Raw genomic sequence first — 17,975 nt, forward strand, 5'->3', positions numbered from 1 at the left:
CTCATCCATTCTGCTATTCTCCAAACGTTCTATTTCCTCTGCATCATGACCTCAGGCATACTGCGGTCATGAATACGCTGCCTGATTTAAGCCAACTGACCCATGAACAACTGCTGGAATTTACCAGACAGTTGGCGATGCAGCATCAGTCTCTGGCACAATCTAAACAACAACTGGAACAATCAAATCAGCAATTAGATGCCAGAGTTCAACATTTTGAAGTCACCAATCAGCAATTAGATTCTAAAGTTCAACATCTTTCTATTCTCAATCAAAAATACGAGCATGAGCTTGCACTATTTAAACAGCATAAATTCGGCAGTAAAAACGAACATCTAACCGCAAAACAAATCCATCTCTGGGATGAAGCGGTTGAAGAAGATATTGCAGCGGTTGATCTGGAACTGGAACGACTGAATGCAGATAAAACCAATGCAGCTGCACAGAAAGCCCCAGTCAACAAACCTAAACGTCGGCTGTTGCCAGATCATCTACACACCCTCCGTATTGAGCATGAACCTGAATCAACACAATGCAGTTGTGGCTGTACCTTGCGTCGTATCGGTGAAGATGTCAGTGAAAAACTGAATTTCAGACCGGCACAGTTCTATAAGGAACAGCATGTGCGTGGTAAATGGGTCTGTGATCAGTGTGACACTCTGACTCAGCAAGCGATGCCAGCCTATGTGATTGATAAAGGCATTGCTTCACCTGAATTGCTTAGCCATGTGCTGGTGTCAAAGTATGCCGATCATTTGCCTTTGTACCGTCAACGTCAAATCTTTCTACGCGCAGGTGTTGATCTGTCTAGATCAACGTTATCTGACTGGATTGGCCGCTGTGGGGTGGAACTGGAACCTCTGGCCAATGCCTTAAAACAGGTGGTACTGCAACAGCAGGTGATCCATGCAGATGAAACACCGGTGACGGTCATGCAGATGGGTGAAAATGAGAAAAAGCCCAAAAAAGGTTATGTCTGGGCCTATGCCAGCACACAGTACAATCCAGTTCAGGCAGTGATCTATGACTTTCAAGATAGCCGTTCTGGCCAGCATGCTGAAGACTTCCTGAAAGGCTGGCAGGGTCATTTGGTCTGTGATGATTACAGTGGTTATAAAGCACGCTTTAGATCAGGTCAGGTCATTGAGGTGGGCTGCATGGCACATGCACGTCGTAAATTCCATGAACTACATGTGACCAAGAAAAGTCAGGTCGCTGAACAGGCATTAGTGCTGATTCAGAAATTATATGCGATAGAAGCAGAATTAAGAAAAAAGACGGATGGTACAGCGGAAGACCGCTGCGAATACCGACAACAGCATAGTCAACCGGTCATGCAACAACTATATGAATGGCTCAACCAACATCAGCTGACGGTGCCATCGAGTTCTCCAACCGCCCGGGCGATCAATTACAGCCTAAAACGTTGGACTGCTTTAAGCCGCTATCTGGATGATGGCAATCTACCCATTGACAATAATTGGATAGAGAACCAAATGCGTCCCTGGGCCTTGGGGCGTAAGAACTGGCTATTTGCAGGTTCGCTGCGCAGTGGTCAACGAGCTGCCAATATCATGACTTTAATCCAGTCAGCAAAGCTGAATGGCTTGGATCCGTATGCCTATTTAAGTGATGTGCTGAAAAGGTTGCCAACACATAAAGTGCCCCAAATAGAAGAATTACTACCTCACCGCTGGAAACCTGAACCCCGTTAAAACTTGGCGATGGCGTTCAGCGGATGCTTACAGGCTATCATCGGCGAAGTTTGGTTGAAACTAAGATGCATTGCATCAAATTATTAGGAGATAAACTCAGTGCAAGGAGTTTTGATAGCCAAGTGAATGAGATCCATGCACGTGTAGCAGTCCTTAACAGATTTACGGAATTAGGTCGACCACTTACCCAAGTTACGCCTTAAATTTGGCTCAATTAGGGGCGCTTTGCATTTCAAATCTTTGTGCAACAAAGCCACTTCAAAGTAGAAATGTCTGGTCTGGATTGTTGCCACTCTAATTTGAGTTTAAAAAAGCTAGCAAATCTGCTAGCTTTTTAAGATGATTATTCTATTTTTTAGAATTTAATAAACCAAAGAAGTTCTCTCCATCGTTCTCTAAGTCTTCAAAAAACTTATAAAACGATTGGGCAATAGCCTTATTTTTGACAATAATACCCACAGGCACTGTTGTTAAAATATTTGTGGATGAATCACTAACGTGAATAATCAAAACACAAAAAGAGTCTTTCATAACCAAAAGCTCAAAATTACCGTCAAAAACTACACTACTTTCCTTAAACGTTAGAAAGTGCTTGGCTCCTGCCTCAGCTGTGATTAGTTTTTTATAACTTGCGATTGATTGTTTATCATTTCTGTATGCCACTGGTAAGAAGCATTTAAAGTTTTTGGTAATTGTGGTTGTCGATAAACGATCAATAAAATCACTAAATCTATCTGACTTACCCCAAAATTCATCTGATGGAGCTAACCAATACAGCTGTTTATCATCATTATTCTGGTCTTGATATTGTTTGATTGTTTTGAAAAACAGGTCTGAATTTTCCTTAGAATATATTGGCCCGATAAAGTATTCATTGGATTTGTGTTCTAGCTTAAATAAGCGATCTAAATTAAGCTTATTCTCGCTAAAAATAGATTCAACTGAAAAAGTATCCTCCATATCTAATTCATGGAGTACCTTTAGAATATCCTCAATATTTTGTGGCTTCTTAGCTGATCTAAGAGCAGCGTAAAGAGAATCTTCGATTTTGTTAAGATTTTCCATGTGATTAAAATCACTAATCTCTGTAGGTGTATAATTCTCATCAAGCGTCAATGGTAATGTAAAACGACGAGAATGGTCTCGCAATTTTTCCACTTGGCTCATTTTATACAGTTGCAGCTTCTTTTCATCCACTGATGGATTCAACTTAACTAATCCTTGGCTGAAATAAAATCGAAAATTTTTCTGAAACTCCTTACTAACCAAAGACTCACCATTTGAAAGGTATTGGTTAGAAGCATCTAATTTAATTGAATTTGCCCCATTGTCAGATGCGTTGGGATTAACTGGCTCAGGATTCAAGCCAATCATCTCAAAACTCATCTTTTGAATATTGTCCTCAATCTTATTTACATAAGGAATTGCACAAACATCCGAGAATGCTTTCTCAAGTCGCTGAGTCAGAGCAAATCGATCATCTTCAAGATGTTTTATCTGCATTTGTTTTAATAATTTAGTTAATAGCACATCTGTTTCATGATTAGATAACCCTAAGAACCGCGCTATTTTTTCAGCAGAAAGTGGTGCAATTACCAATAGGCGCAATACCATAGAATCAATAAAATCTAAGGTATCTGTTGTGGTATAGCTAAATGCCACATTGAATAGTTGTGATGGCAATGTAACATCTACGTCATGATAGCTTCTTAGTGAATTTTCCATGAGTTATACCCCTGCCTTTCTATATTTTTTTGATCTATTTTTATTAATGTGCGGATTGTTTTGTACTATTTTGACAATGGCGCGTTTTGAAATATATCGATATTCTAAAGTCTGATTCTCACGGCACTTGATGTAATTTAATACGCGTCCTAAAGGTAAGTTACTGTTGACTCCTTGCCACATTTCTGACGCACCAAAGATTACAAGACGATCCATTGCGCGAGATAAAGCCACGTTCACACGATTTGGTGACTTCAAAAATGCAGGAAACTTAGTTGGATCATTTCGCGTAACTGAGAGAATGATGATCTTATTCTGTTTACCTTGATAACTATCCACCGTATCAATACGCACAATTGATCTCAATGCATCTGACACTTCACACAAAGAGAAGGCTTTTCTTAACCGGTTTTTTTGCTCAGCATAGGTACAAATTACACCAATAGCAGGCTCTTTAAGGGAATCAGGCTCTGGCACTAATTTATTTAACAAGAGTTTGTCTTGGTCAATCCGCTGAAGAAAATCGATAATTTCATTAATTTCATGTGGGTTATAAATACTACTACCTTTCTCCATTTTGAAATGCTCAGCATTCCCAGTATCCACCCAAGTAACTGTTGAATTCAATTCTATTGCGATGTCGGATGCATAGTTATCAGGCACAATCCGCTTTAACTTAATTTCTTTCAGCTCTTCATCACTTAAACCACGAGAATCGACAACTTCAGTTTCAAGTTTTCCTTCATAAAAACAGTCTGAAACTAATTCGCCGATGCTCGGACTCATTCGGTACTGTGACAAGAGTTCTGAACTAGCCTTTAGTCCATAATGTGAATTAAAGATACGGCCAAAGTCGCTTTGTAATTTATCTTCCAAATCATCATCTGATATCTTAAGTTGCTTAGCTAAAGCCTTTTTATGATCGCTCGAATATAGTGGAGGAAGTTGGTCTTGATCCCCAACTAATAAAATACGTGCACCTGACTGCATTGCAATTGCCAATTCTGAAGCGATTGAACGTGCTGCTTCATCAATAATCACCCAATCAAATACGTGATTGGCGATTCCAATACTTTGTTGGCCAACACCAACGCATGTGCCACAGACTAATTGCCTTGTTTTGACCAGGAAACTTTCATAATTAGCATTTTGGCTTTCAATTAATGGTTCATAATCTAGGGCAATATTGATCAAGGCTTTCGCTTTAAGTCCTTCCTCATTAGATACCCCGTAGTATTGATTAAGTGCTGCGAACGTAATCATGTCGATCTTATTTAACTGGTTTAATACTGTTATCTCTTTATCATTGATACAGTCTTCCAGTTGATCCCAAAAGTCTTGATTTCCGTCAAACATGCTCTTCAGCTTATGCATTGCTGATTTGAAAGCCTGGGTATACTCTTCTAATGAGAAGCTAAACTTTTGATCAAGATCATCTTGGTCGATTGACTGATACGCAGATTTAAGACTATTTAAAATAGTGACTCTGATTTCATAAAGATCGCTCAAGTATTCAGCTTCAAGTGATAAATCTTTTGCAAGCTCAAGCACTCTTTCTTTAATATTAGACTTAAACAGCTCTATCTGGCTCGTAATAATTGAGCCTGTATAGACATCTTTTAATTCAGGAGACACAGCACTCTCTTTATTGCTTATTCGAGCAATACTTAATGGTGTGTCATACTCTGTGCATAGCTGACGTATACGCTCAACACTTGTATTTACAGCTTCGTGCGACTGACTAACAATTAAGATGTTAGATACATTTTGTTTATCATAGAGATAGTGAGCCAGTATAGAGATAAATTCAGTTTTGCCGGTTCCTGGTGGTCCCTTTAATAGTGATACAGGTCCATACTTAAGCACATTACGGAACGCTTTACGTTGTAATGGATTGAGGGCTTTAACCAATTCCCCATTTTTGTATTTGTTATAGTGATCTAGATCTTCATCAGGCACTTCAATCTCATAATCTTTTGCTTCAATCACTAATGATGGTTCAAAGTAATCTACGAGATTTTCAATGACAGCCTTATTACTCAGAATATTTGTCAGAGCATCTGCACGTTTCCGATTAGATGACTTATCTGCCTTGCTTTGTAGAAACAGTGTTGCTTCTTCAGGAACTTCATTTGTTTTTTTACAAAAATCGATCCACAATTCTCCGACTTTTGATTGCGCAATATTCACCGTACCTATGCAGAAAGTGTAATCACCTCCCGCCCCAGTTTCTTTAGTGCACATTACATCGACTTTATCGGTCTTTGAAAATTTAGCTGAAACATCTTCTGCAGAGTCATAGTATGCAATAGCACTCTTTGAATCTTTAAAATGTTTGCTCGAAACTATCTTTAACGGCTCAGACAGAGTGATTGTAGGATGTGCATGACGCTCAGTCGCCATGACTTTTTTCCACAACTCTTTCGTTTCAATATCAATTAAGTGGCTATGTGTAGGCAGATGACTCATTGGCTGTGCCATAAGCTCATCAGTAGCTATAACATCGCCTATCTCTTCTTGTAATGCTTTTTGTTCACGCAGAGCCCGTAATGTTTCCTCTTTCTCTTGAGTCCTTTTGAGCTGTGCTTGCTTAAACTGTTCAATAGCATCCTTAAAGTTTTGATCTTTTGCTAAGAAGTCATTTAACTCTACAATGTTGTCACGCTTACTCATCCCAGATATCGGGTGGACTTCAATGCTAACATCAATAGTCAGATCTGCATCCCTACTAGCCTTCCACCACAGGTCTTGTTTTTTGACAAAATCAAGGAAACTTAATTGATTTTCATGGGGCTTATAAAACCCTTTTAACATGCCATTGATTCCGCTAAGTGTAAATCGAAAATCCCCCTCACTTGCTGCCTCAAGTTGGATATAAACTTTGCCGTTTTCGGGATAAATCGTAAAGGGCGTCTCAACCTTACTTGTATAAATACTAATCTGAGGAGCTTCTTTTACAATAGCACCCTTACATTCAAATGCCTCTATAAAGCGAGAATTATCAATATAGCGTACACTTGGATCTTCCATTCCTTCTATGCTCAAGGCTGTATTTAGCCAGGATAAAGTAGGATCCATTGAAGCCACATCATCCACAGCCAAGTCTATATCGTATAGATCTGCGATTAATTTCAATGCAGTAAAGTTGTCACACTGAATGACTGTTGGATCTTCAATATCAGATGGGAAATAAGCATTAGAAGAATCAGGTTGTGGTACTTCAGGATGGAAGCAATCATTAAAACTAACTTTCAAGTTTGTTTTATCTACTAGAATCTTTTCATCATCCAAGTTTCCATGTTGAAAGCCATGCTCATGAAATTTTTTCAGAGAATGCAATAACTGAAGTGAAAGTTCATTTTTTTCATCCTCAGTTAAGCCCTCAATAACCGTTGACCAAGCTTCACCCTTTACCATTTCAGTTACTAGATACACACATGCTGTGCTAGTTGATAAACCAAAATCAATAATCTTAGGAAGGTATGGCAAATTGAGAGCCTGCGTCATTTTAAGTTCTTCAAAGAATCGCTTAAAACAACTCTTTTGATAAGTTGTCATTGCAGATGCAACTTTACCCATCCATGTTTTGACTAACATGTTGCCTGATGCATAGAGTGTAAAATTTTGGTTAGCATCAATAGGCGCGCCAAATATCGGGTAACTGATATAGGTATTTGTCTGATTTAAATATGGATTCAGTACATCTGCATCAAGTTCATAACTAACTTGTTCAGCAGGTTTTTGAGCTAAGAAATCTTGGAATACTGCACATGCATTATCATATTTCCCTGTCAAAGCTCGTGTTAAAATACGCTCTAACCAGTGGTTCTGATCTCGCTCCTCAAGACTAAATTTTTTCAATGAACGTGGGCTCAGTCGAGCATTCTTCCAAATATGAAGGATTAACTGCCCTAACCAATACACATCCTTTTGTGCAGCTGTCAGCGCAAGATTCGGAAGATGAGCTGTTGTATTCAAAAATGGGAGTTCGTTAGCCAGTTCAGGGTCAATTTTCGAGGGCTGTGTTTGATCATTTGCTGCCGAAAAATTGGATAGCAATATCTCCTTTTTATAAGAGATCCACACACTATGATCACCCACATCACCATGAGTAATTCCCATTTGATGTAGGTGATTAAATTTACCAAGCAAAATCTGGAATAAATCCAATTTCTCAGATTCAGACATTTTCTCAGCATAAGCGCCGATGAATTCGTTGACTCGATAGCTGTTCTCAGGCAACTCATACAACTCATTATATTTTGATGTCATGTCATCAAGACTTGGGTTTGTAATCGGGTGCAAACAACTTTGATAAAGATCAGGCTTTTCTGTTTTAATTTTTTGGAAAACCCGGCGCTCATTGCAGATCAAGTTGAATCGATGTTGAGGCTGACTCATTCTTGAGTTACTCAACTTGAATTCATTAAAATCCCAACAACGCATTAAAGATTTTTCACCAACGATGGTCAATGAATGCGCTTTATACTCGCTATAAATCTTTTTAGGATGCGGTAAGATCAAGTCACCTCGTTCATGATTATTAATAATCAAAGAGCGTGGTTGAATTTGGTCAGGCGCAAAAATTTCATCAATAATGGCGTGATATTCTTTTTTAATATCATATATGCGACCATCACGTTCCAGATGCTTGCGGAACATATTATTAAAATTCTTCTGTTGAGCTAATTGTATAAACTCATCTATCGAAAGAATGTGCTCTAAATCTTCTGGAGGCAGGCGCGAATAATCTGCTTTACCACACATGACAACAAAGTGAGAAACACTTTGGTAATGAAATGTAATGCCCTTAGCTTTCTTTTCTGAAACTTTATCCTTTAGTTTATTAACTATAATTTGCATTTTTTTTACATTTTTAGCTACAGGGCATGAATCTTGCTCTTTATTACCTACGTACCATTTTCCTGCAACTTTTGTAATTTCCTTACCGTTCCAGTCCTTGAATTCAATGACCAAAATGTTTGCATGAGTAATAATTAGGAGATCATATTCAAATTTCTCAGAACTACCTTTCGCTACTGCTTTTTTTCCATTTTTATGCATAAATTCAAAACCAGCATATGCTCGCCAGTTTTTAGTTTTTTCGCCACGATCAAAGACCTTTTTAATCTTATCAATTGCTTTGAGTTCGTGCTCGTATATACCTGTCTCTGGATATGTAACTTTCATATTAAAAGATTCTTTATTTAAAATGTCTTGCTTTTGCACATACAACAAATAAGCGTCAAAAATGATGCTAAATTTTTATTAACATAAAGTAATGCTATATGTACGGTGTCTTTTAGAAAAAATACTTAGCGTAAGAATTTAGTTTTTTCAGGTTGATGGTTAGTTTGGCCAAATAAGCCCTCCGAAGGTTTTTTATATTCAGTTTAGGATTGTATTTAAAATAAAGTCTGCCAAATATTTTGGTGTAAAACCTGAGTCTTCTAGCACGATCATCATTTAGATGATCTAACTCAATCATTCGTTTAAGCAAAACGTATTTCACTTAACGGTTCATAATGTGACTTATATTACATTTAATTTTTGAGTATTCAAAATTATTTTATTGAATTATAAGAAAAAAACTTAAGGAATTCCTTAAAATTTGATGACAATGGTCATATCTCTAATCACTAAAAAGACCAAAAATAGATATCTACCCATATCTCTCGGACAAATTAACTCTATTTTATAAAAGTATCAATAAATTCATTAGGTTCATGAACCAAAAATTTATAATTATTTTTTTATTTATATAAGTTATTGAAAATAATAAATAAAATTATTAAAAGTTTTATTAACTAGACTTCAGGTGAACATAAGTTAAAGTTCGAATTAAAATGAATAGGGTAGTCGCAATTTCCAAAAAATGACAGCTCATGTGTCGTTTAGATACTAACAATTTGTTTATTATAACAAATCTTAAGCATGTTAGCTGTCGTCATTCTTTGATACGGTCTACGTACTACCGTACAATCATCAGCTATATTCATGGTGTTACTTTGCATAATTTACATTTTCTGCATTCAAACCAATCAATCCAAAATTACGTGCACGTTCGAGACACATAAGCTGTCATTGACGACACATGTAATGTCACTGGTTGCGTTCGTGCGTCTATTTCCGTTGAACTATGCTATACCTTGAATAGCCAGCTACTCGGTTCACTGAAATACTGACCGACACGTTAGATTTCAGTTTTAAATCAAAATAGCGATCAATCGTCACAATTAGATGTTTTACATAATCAAAAACTACATATGTTAAATCCTTTAAATCATTGTTCTGGTGTGCAACTTCAATAAATTCTGAAAACAACGCTACACCTGTTTCGTTGGCCAGATTCGCTAACTGATTATCCAATCCGGCAATTGCCGTTAATTCTGATGCAATCACCACTTTATGCATTGCTGTTTCCGCTTCAATGCCTTTGTACTCAATCCCCTTGTATATATAGACATCGTTTTCTCGTTTGCCTTGGTTCCAAGGGTTATCCGTACCATCCAGTCTAGGCATGCTGTACGGTCGTTTTAGTTTTGCTGGAGGTGTTTGTTTAGCGGTGACTTCATAAAGGTTAAATACGCAATCTGTGTAGCGTTTAAGGCTATGGTATGTCAAAGCTTGCTGTTTGGCGGTCAACTCCCGTGGTGATACATGATTCACCAAGGTTTTGAACATTTCTAATGATTCTGGTGTGAACGATCCATCTTTTTTTGCATTGTCCATCAGGTCTTTTTTAGCCCATTTATGCTTTAGTTTTTCCGCTTCAGCATCAGATATTTTCTCTCCCCGATACACGTATCCACGCGCTGCGTTTGAATACTCAAAATCTGCTCGTTTTACTGCCTTGTAGACCATTGTTTTTGTCATTTGTTTTGCACCAGTTTTTCCCATAGTTGTGGCGACCGCTTGAGGGCTTAACACGTACCCATTCTTTTTCGCTTCGGTCGTAACACCAAAACTCGTACCCTAAACAACAACGTTTATTCACGACATAGCGGTAGGTGTTGCAGATCGTAAGCATATTCTCAGTGGCGTTAACTTCCCAAGGTTTAAACGCAATAAGCTCTGTTATTGCTTCCCTGTAAAGTCGTGTTGCTTTGGGATTATTGAATAAGATCCGTTCTTTTTTTGAGGTCTTAGTGATTGCATTCATTTCGTCCACGACCTCACTAATGCTTTTAGCCAATCATCCATCAAATCAACTAAAATTGCCCGTTCTCTGCCTGTTGGATATGCGCTTAACTTCATATTCCAACTATTTGCCGACTCTTCTGTGCCGTGCACCAAAAACCCATTTTGTTGATCATTTTCAGCCAGCTTATCCGTCACCCAACATTCAAACAGTCTGGCAAAGATTTCTGTTGGCTGTGACCAATACATTGACCGTGATTGATCTAGGTGCATGGCGTTATTCATAAAGCCCGTACCGCCTTGTCTTTCTTCGTAATCAAGGTATTTGGTTGACTTAAAAGTAAGATAATTAACCAGCTTGATAAACTTATCTGCAGTCTGGCCATCTTTAAGATGTTTGTATGCTGACTCTTGATGATTCTGTACTGAGTAACGCCCTTTACTGGTGTAAAGAAAGTATTCGCTAAAAAAGTTATTATTGAGTCCGTTTCGTTTTGCCAAAACACAATCAAATCCGTGCGCGAACTCATGGGCTAGTGCTCCAACACCTTGCGTCTTGGTCAAATGAATAAGCATATTACCTGGTTCAAAGTGAGCTGCTGCGCTATCAACGCCTGTGCCACGCGAACCGAATGCTATTCCTAGCTTACCGCCTAAAGATGCGAACGTAACGGGTAGACCTAGAAGTTCGACAAGATCCATTAGTGAGTCATACGTGCAATTCAGAAACCATGCACGTTCCTTTTGATTTACCCAATTGCCGAACTCGACTCCAGAAAATTTGAAATAGTCCATAAGCAACTGGCTATCGATGTTTTCACCCTTTCGATGGTCCTTACCCTCGCGCACTTCAACTCTGTCGTAGCGCGGTCTTTTGGGTGGTTTTGCGCGTCCTTTTTTGGGTTCTATGACTCGTTCATCTAAAATTGGCTGAAAAAATGTTTTTACTTTTTCTAGTGCTGCATTGAATGTGTCGTATTCCGTCCAATCATCTAGTGTTTGAAACCGCTTTGCTGAAATGGATTTAACGGCATACCACTTATGTTGACCAGTCTCAGTGTTTAATAATTTTTTGGCACCATAATTATCCGTATCAAGTACACGATCGTCTGGCCATCCTAAAGGGATTAAGTTTTTTAAGCGTAAACGTGTGTCTGAACTAAATGATAGTGGGTGTTTAACTCTGCGATTGGTATGTCGTCCAGCTGAGTAGCGTTCTAAAATATCTTTTTCACTTCGTCCAGCACCAAACTTAACGGTCATGTACGCATTAAAGTCGTCTGTCAGTTGTTCTAAACGTTCGTAGTGTGAGCTTTCATATTTGTTTTTTAAGAAGTGTAGCGTAGCAATGTAGGCATCATCCCATTGCTTTTGACCTATGCTAAACCAACCGCCCCCTAAAGGCTTGTTGGTTAAGTTTGCATAGACCAAAGAAAATAATAGTGCATGTTTTACAGGTTTATGGCCAGATTGGGCATCAGCTCTAAAATCAGGCTTTTGCCAATATTCCTTTTTAGTCACTAGGCTGTCAGACTTAATTCCATTCATGTTGCCTGAGAAGTCTGGTGATGGGTTGTCTTTACGTGCACCAGCAAACTTTTTACCTACATCCGTAATAGGACCATCTTTTTTTTCATTACTATTTATTTCTTCAGTCATAGCTAAACCACATAATTGTTAGTTGCGTATATCGTCCAAGATTTCTGACAGATCAAACAGATTAATATCTTTGAGTTTTGCTTCAGCATTGATGCACTCAAGTAAATTCATAAAACCAACAAAAATAATGTGTGGTATTGGTCTATTGTTGATATGCACGGGTGTTGACCAAGTGCGTACACGCGTTTCGCATATTTCAAGCCCTTGTTCTTCAAAAAGCTTGATCAATGTCGGGATGTCTTTGTCTAGTTGAGTAAGGGCTAATAACGACCGAAATACATCATTTAAGCTAATAGAGTGGTGACGATGGTTCGGATTGTGCTGTTTTCTATTGTCGCCCTGTTGTTGATTAAAGTAATGATGTTTTTCGCGATCTTGAGATGTTCTGTTTAAATATTTCATTTGGTATTAAGCTCCAAAGAGATAGCTGTAAATCAGGTACAAAATAAAAGTTATTGTTAATCCCGACACCAATAGAGAATTGATCGGGTAATTTTCTAAGTTAAAAGGTTTTCTGTGATAGCTCACTCCCCAATCTGAAACAGATCCTCGCTCTACGGCACTATAAAAGTTAGTTTGTGAGGCGTTTAAACGGTTGTTGTCTACTGATATGAATTCCAGTTTGCACAGCAATTCGTCACTCAGGTAGTTAAAGAAAGTCGTTGGTGTACCATTTGATAGGATGTGTATATAACCGACCTGTTTTTGGGTATAACCCATTCGCTCATACGCTTTTTGAAATTCGTGCGTTAAAGTCGCACTAAACTTATCCCCCTTATTTTTGGCAATCAGTTCAATTGGTGGCTCAGCTCCAGCCTGAATAAGCTTGGTGAATTTAGGACTACCACAACCCCAATTTTGAGAGATCCAAACACCGCGTTTTGTGTCGTGAATCAAACCATCAACAATGACCACGGCTGCATCACCGATGTCGCCGTTTTCTTTTTCTGTAAATTCGGTGTTATCAACGTCTTTTCTGAATTCTTCAGGCATTGGCCTTAAAACTTCTAAAAGATTGGTACTGTCACTTTGTACATGACCAGTAGCCAAAATCATCGACTCAATTTTTTTTAGGGCATGTTCAGGTACTATCAATACTGAATGTACACGCTGGTCATACGCATCAGATTGAATGTCTTGAGCTTCGGTATTCTTTTCAATAGTGCTTAATTCCATATTATTTCTCTGCCTGGGCTTTCTGGTATTCAACTGCAGTCTTCATTGAATATTCGGTATCATCTTCGTGCTCTGTACCAACCATGCTTTGCTGACCTTGGTATATACCTTTAACAGCATTGACGAATGCGTTATGCGCCGTAGCGTTGTAATACGTTAAGTTTCCAGCACTGGTCGAATCATTGAATGTCAAAGTATTAGGAACATGCCAAACTGCTGAATAAGCCTTGCCATCGATAACAACAATAGGTTCAAACTCGACCGCTTCACGGTGCTTGGTTTCATTCCATGGTGTATAGAAAACAGTATTGTTTTTGAGGTTGTAGACCTTGAATACGATCTGGCCAAGATTCCGTATTTTGGCCTCTTTGTTGTATGCCTCTAAAACCTTGTCTTTTTGGAAGTCTGTAATTTCAAGCTCAGGGTTCTTCGTAATCACCAGTGTTTCATCAGTCGTTTTAATCTCAGATGGAACGTAGATTTTTGAACCTTTAGGGAAACGTCCTGATTTCTCCAATGCGGATCTAAACTTGTTATTTGCATCCAAGAAGTTGCCAAACTCACTACTGAAGTAGCTGTAAAAATTTGATGCACTGGTGAACATGCCAAACTGATTCACCCGAACAATTTGCTCAGATACAGTGGATGCTAAACTTGCATATGGTTTGCCCGACACATCAATTTCGCGCCATTTGTAGTTACGTACACCTACTTCTTTGTCGCATGCATCATTAAACATAGATGTAGAAACAATATCGCCGTCCAAGCGCTTCACATAAGCAACCGGGTAACTGCGGATAGGTGCCATACGAACAGCTTTGTTTGAATTGGTGTAAAAGCCAGATGACGAAATGATATTTTGTTCAGATGATTTAATTTGATAACTTCGTAATGTATTTAACTGTCGATCAAAGCTATCAATTTCAGATTCATATAAAACATCACCCTCAACAGATGTCGCGATTGAATAAGGGGCATACATCACATCGCCCTGAACTTTATCCATGATCTGCTCAGCTTCAATACGATATAACGGCTGTGAGAACATGCCATTTGATGCCAAAGCTGGTAGATCTCCCCCTACACCAAAATTACACGCTACTTTGTGGCTGGTGGTAGAAAGGCTTGATTGAGGTAATTTGTAGTTAGATGGATTGTAAGTGGTAACACGTTCATCATATTTGCGAACTTGTTCCTCAACTTTCTTTTCAATGGGATCTATTTGTTCTTCTTGAGATGCAGTATCAGTATTTGAAGGCTTTAACTTATCACAACCAAATAGCAAAACTGACAATATCGCTATGGTAAGGGTTTTCTTATTCACTAATTAATGACCTAACTTAAAACTACTAATACCCCACATTATAATTAAAAATAAGTATTAATGAAGTGGTATTTAATAGTTTAAGGACTTTTAAGCGAAAAACCCAATATCATTAATTAGTTTTAACGAACATTCTTTTAATGCAACTTCATAACCGCCGTTATTATTAAATGTAAAAGCAAATGGTAGCATTTTATCAATCGCAAATATCTTCTCTAATAAGTCGTTGTTTTCTGCAGATGGCTTATCCTTTAAGGCATATTGCATGGAAAACTTAGCATTTATACCCGTGCTTTTATATAAAGCATTTATTTGTTCTTTAAGGCTTTTTTCCACTTCTTGCACAGTATTGAAAATAAAATTCTGATTAACAGTGAATTTATCAGTTTTCAAAGATCCAAAGGTCCACGCCAGACTCTCCGAAACCACATACCCTAGAACAGTCTGCAATTCTTCATCTTCAAATTTGTGATAATGAACGTATGATTTAGTTTTACCGTTAAAATATAAAATAGAAATGGAGAACAACACCTCTTTGTGAGCATATTTAAAAGGTACTTTAACAAGACTATAAAAGTTTAAGAGCTCAACGTTGGAGGCTTTAGACATATTTTTTAAAAAAATTTTAAAGACATTAAAGTGATTATACTAAAAATATCAAAGAAATGTTAAAGGGTTTTAAAATGGATACAGTTGTTCTAAAAAATAGTTTAATTGCTAGTTTAGTTTTTGTATGTGTGTTCCTGGTGTTCCAAAACATCGACCATAGAGTTTCTGAACGTATACAGCTTGAGTCAACCAGTGCAGCATTCGAGTCGCTTGATAAAGACTTTTCTGCGATCAAAAGAAATGTGGATACTGAATTCAATAAGCTCCCGAAGTACGTGAAGCCAAGCAAAGAGCAATCGATCAATGATGCATTGGAATTCATTAAATTCTCGAAACAGACCTTTACTGACACAATGGCCCAAAATGAAGAACTTTTAGCAGAAGTTAAGGGTTTTGAGAAAAATGCAAATGATGTTTTAGAAAAATAATAGTTATTTTAAAAAGAAAAATGGGAAGCTATAAGCCTCCCATTCTTTTAATGTCGTAAGAAACATTTAAATTTTGTTCTTAAAAGTATTATAGTAAAACTAATAATTTATGCAAATACTTTTAACAGAAATATCTAAAAGGTCTTTAACACTCAACGAATCCGAATAACTTAGACAGTGTGAATAAATTGTTAAAGTAGTCGAGTGTATATGTAAAACATTGGTATACCCATTAGAGATATGCGAATTATTATATATGTAAAACCTAACATACTTTTTAGTCGTATCTTGCGTAAAACTTACCAGATAATCTTTTGTGTTTTCATTTATGTTATCTTCGTATTGCTCTGTTATGCTCAGGATCTCTTTGCTGTTCAGCCAATAACTGCCTGTTTTATCTTGTTTAATCTGTTCCAAAATCAAATTATTTAATGACTGGTACTCTTTCGTTATTGCTTTGGCATATCGTTTTGATGACTGATGTTCTTTCCAGTCAATTTTTGCTTTCTTAAACAGTTTGAAAGCTGTAACCGCGCACAATATAGCTGAGATGGTACATAATATTATTCTACTACTATCACCTATAATGCCAATCATTCCTAAATGCACATCTTTTGAGAATAAACCGTTCAAAGATAGGTATACGCCAAAGATACAAAAACTTAACGCAAAAACCACAACTAAAATTAAAGTTGCTCTAATTAAAAGCTCATTAAAAGTAATTTTTCTTAAACTTTTGGTATAAAGCTTAATCTTATCTTTTTCAGATTTTAACATTTTAGCCAAGAACTTATGTTCTCTTTTTCCTCTGCTAAAAGGTGGTGTTACAGCATCTTTAAAAGTCATGTATAATCAAAAGTATTTTAACGTTCCATTAAATATACACTACACCTGGGCCTATTTAAAATGAAACATTATAGAATTATCGCTATTTTAATACCTTTAATATTTTCAGGTTGTGCAGCAAGCCACTCAGACAAAGAGCTTGTTGACTCTTATTACAATGACCAACAAAAAACAATAGAAAGCGATGTAGATCAACTCGTTAATTCCTACTCCGCTAAAGTCGTTACTCAGTACTACCCTGAACCATACTTCAATCCAACCAAGCCAATACCGCATTATTACGCTTTAAAGCTTGATGAAATGGGTATCCCTTACCCAAAAGAGCTTGTATACGACAATGCCGACTATAATTTTTATAAAGAGCAGGCTAAGTTTAATGCAAACAATAATGACGTAATTGATACAGATCACCACGATCACTAAAACTTTTTTATCGTAGGTGTTTTGTTGAGGGGCGTTTCTTGCCGAAACCTTTCTTAACCCCTTAGTGTATGAGGGTAAAAGATTCATACTATATTTTAGAAAATACACTTGATGGAGATAAAGACCAAAAAATCAAAGTGTTGAGAGTAAGCCAGTATGATACTTTTTATTACCCTCATACATTATCTTCTGAACTATCTTCACTCCTTTTTTGATTGGCTTCTTTGATAACATTTTCAATAAAACAGATAACTAAATTTAAAGCGATTAAAAATAATACGATATAGCCAATAGTTTTTAGAGTTAGTACAAAGTTATTGAATACATAAGTTGATGCTTTTCCTATTCCTATATAAACCACATAACATGCAAATATAACCAATGCTATTGCACTAATTGAAATTATTGCAAGTCCAGTATTTTTTAAAAATGAGCGCAATAAGTATTTATCGAATTTAGAATTATTCATAGCCATATACTATCCTTCATAAAAATTTCATTTTCTAACATTGAACGAAGCGCAACTATTGCTGCACCACCGCCAACAATAATTATGATAAAGCCGAATAAAAAATTGAGATTCATGTTTGCAGCTATGTTTAATTATTTAGATTTAAGCAACTTAATTAGTAGCATTACAATAGTTATTGTACGAGAGTACTTTACTCTAGAGGTGGTCCCACTTGTTTGAACAACTAAAAGCGTATTTATAAGTGATATTCCGCTCTAGTTAAGCCACCTTGTTTTGTTGGGGTAGCTGATCATAGTAAAACTCATTTAGCCTTGCGAAGCAGTGCTTCTCATGTCTAGACTCGAATGAGGTCGTTTCAAATTATAAAACTCAAAATATGCACTTAATTGCTTTTTCGCATCTGTGACACTGCTATAAGCTTTGAGATACACCTCTTCATATTTAACGCTCCGCCATAA

At 37.2% G+C, this 17,975-nt stretch carries 13 protein-coding genes and 2 pseudogenes; 4 read left to right on the forward strand and 11 right to left on the reverse strand.

The genetic code is table 11. The features are described 5' to 3' along the window. The first annotated feature begins 68 nt into the window (after positions 1 to 68). Complete coding sequence (locus HYG93_RS17255) at positions 69 to 1,715, forward strand: IS66-like element ISAba17 family transposase (protein ID WP_087528919.1); 1,647 nt, start codon at positions 69 to 71, stop codon at positions 1,713 to 1,715. A 29-nt stretch (positions 1,716 to 1,744) separates the two neighbouring features. Further along, positions 1,745 to 1,918: pseudogene (locus HYG93_RS17260) on the forward strand (IS5/IS1182 family transposase); the annotation flags it as partial. 145 nt (positions 1,919 to 2,063) lie between these two features. Here the strand turns inward: HYG93_RS17260 and HYG93_RS17265 are convergent. The 8 genes from HYG93_RS17265 to HYG93_RS17300 all read right to left on the reverse strand — a co-directional run bounded on the left by HYG93_RS17265 (position 2,064) and on the right by HYG93_RS17300 (position 15,348). Further along, positions 2,064 to 3,440, reverse strand: a complete 1,377-nt coding sequence (locus tag HYG93_RS17265; protein WP_005005738.1) for a hypothetical protein — start codon at positions 3,438 to 3,440, stop codon at positions 2,064 to 2,066. Positions 3,441 to 3,443: 3 nt separating this feature from the next. Further along, positions 3,444 to 8,669, reverse strand: a complete 5,226-nt coding sequence (locus tag HYG93_RS17270) for an AAA domain-containing protein (RefSeq protein ID WP_077169794.1) — start codon at positions 8,667 to 8,669, stop codon at positions 3,444 to 3,446. Positions 8,670 to 9,563: 894 nt separating this feature from the next. Continuing rightward, complete coding sequence (locus HYG93_RS17275) at positions 9,564 to 10,370, reverse strand: hypothetical protein (RefSeq protein ID WP_010591556.1); 807 nt, start codon at positions 10,368 to 10,370, stop codon at positions 9,564 to 9,566. Between the two features lie 228 nt (positions 10,371 to 10,598). After that, positions 10,599 to 12,239: an LPD1 domain-containing protein gene (locus tag HYG93_RS17280; RefSeq protein WP_005005743.1), complete on the reverse strand. Its 1,641-nt coding sequence runs from the start codon at positions 12,237 to 12,239 to the stop codon at positions 10,599 to 10,601. 18 nt (positions 12,240 to 12,257) lie between these two features. Then, positions 12,258 to 12,641: a hypothetical protein gene (locus HYG93_RS17285; RefSeq protein WP_005005744.1), complete on the reverse strand. Its 384-nt coding sequence runs from the start codon at positions 12,639 to 12,641 to the stop codon at positions 12,258 to 12,260. 6 nt (positions 12,642 to 12,647) lie between these two features. After that, complete coding sequence (locus tag HYG93_RS17290) at positions 12,648 to 13,415, reverse strand: hypothetical protein (protein WP_005005745.1); 768 nt, start codon at positions 13,413 to 13,415, stop codon at positions 12,648 to 12,650. Position 13,416: 1 nt separating this feature from the next. Beyond that, positions 13,417 to 14,739, reverse strand: coding sequence for a hypothetical protein (locus HYG93_RS17295; RefSeq protein WP_005005746.1), 1,323 nt, complete (start codon positions 14,737 to 14,739; stop codon positions 13,417 to 13,419). A gap of 90 nt (positions 14,740 to 14,829) precedes the next feature. Beyond that, positions 14,830 to 15,348 (reverse strand): hypothetical protein, encoded by a 519-nt coding sequence (locus HYG93_RS17300; RefSeq protein ID WP_005005747.1) that lies wholly within the window; start codon positions 15,346 to 15,348, stop codon positions 14,830 to 14,832. A gap of 74 nt (positions 15,349 to 15,422) precedes the next feature. On the opposite strand from HYG93_RS17300, the gene HYG93_RS17305 reads away from it, so the two are divergent. Continuing rightward, positions 15,423 to 15,776 (forward strand): hypothetical protein, encoded by a 354-nt coding sequence (locus HYG93_RS17305; RefSeq protein ID WP_087528852.1) that lies wholly within the window; start codon positions 15,423 to 15,425, stop codon positions 15,774 to 15,776. Between the two features lie 99 nt (positions 15,777 to 15,875). Here HYG93_RS17305 and HYG93_RS17310 read toward each other — a convergent pair whose 3' ends face one another. Beyond that, positions 15,876 to 16,622 (reverse strand): hypothetical protein, encoded by a 747-nt coding sequence (locus HYG93_RS17310; protein ID WP_005005749.1) that lies wholly within the window; start codon positions 16,620 to 16,622, stop codon positions 15,876 to 15,878. 60 nt (positions 16,623 to 16,682) lie between these two features. On the opposite strand from HYG93_RS17310, the gene HYG93_RS17315 reads away from it, so the two are divergent. Further along, positions 16,683 to 17,045: a hypothetical protein gene (locus tag HYG93_RS17315; RefSeq protein WP_005005750.1), complete on the forward strand. Its 363-nt coding sequence runs from the start codon at positions 16,683 to 16,685 to the stop codon at positions 17,043 to 17,045. A gap of 175 nt (positions 17,046 to 17,220) precedes the next feature. On the opposite strand, the gene HYG93_RS17320 is transcribed toward HYG93_RS17315, so the two are convergent. Together HYG93_RS17320 and HYG93_RS17325 are read right to left on the reverse strand one after the other, a co-directional pair. Then, the gene (locus HYG93_RS17320; RefSeq protein ID WP_005005752.1) at positions 17,221 to 17,520 is read right to left on the reverse strand and encodes a hypothetical protein; all 300 of its coding nucleotides are present in this window, start codon (positions 17,518 to 17,520) and stop codon (positions 17,221 to 17,223) included. A 255-nt stretch (positions 17,521 to 17,775) separates the two neighbouring features. Further along, a pseudogene (locus HYG93_RS17325) lies at positions 17,776 to 17,975 on the reverse strand (integrase core domain-containing protein); the annotation flags it as partial.

The organism is Acinetobacter sp. SwsAc6 (genome assembly GCF_013391565.1).
Lineage (GTDB): Bacteria > Pseudomonadota > Gammaproteobacteria > Pseudomonadales > Moraxellaceae > Acinetobacter > Acinetobacter cumulans.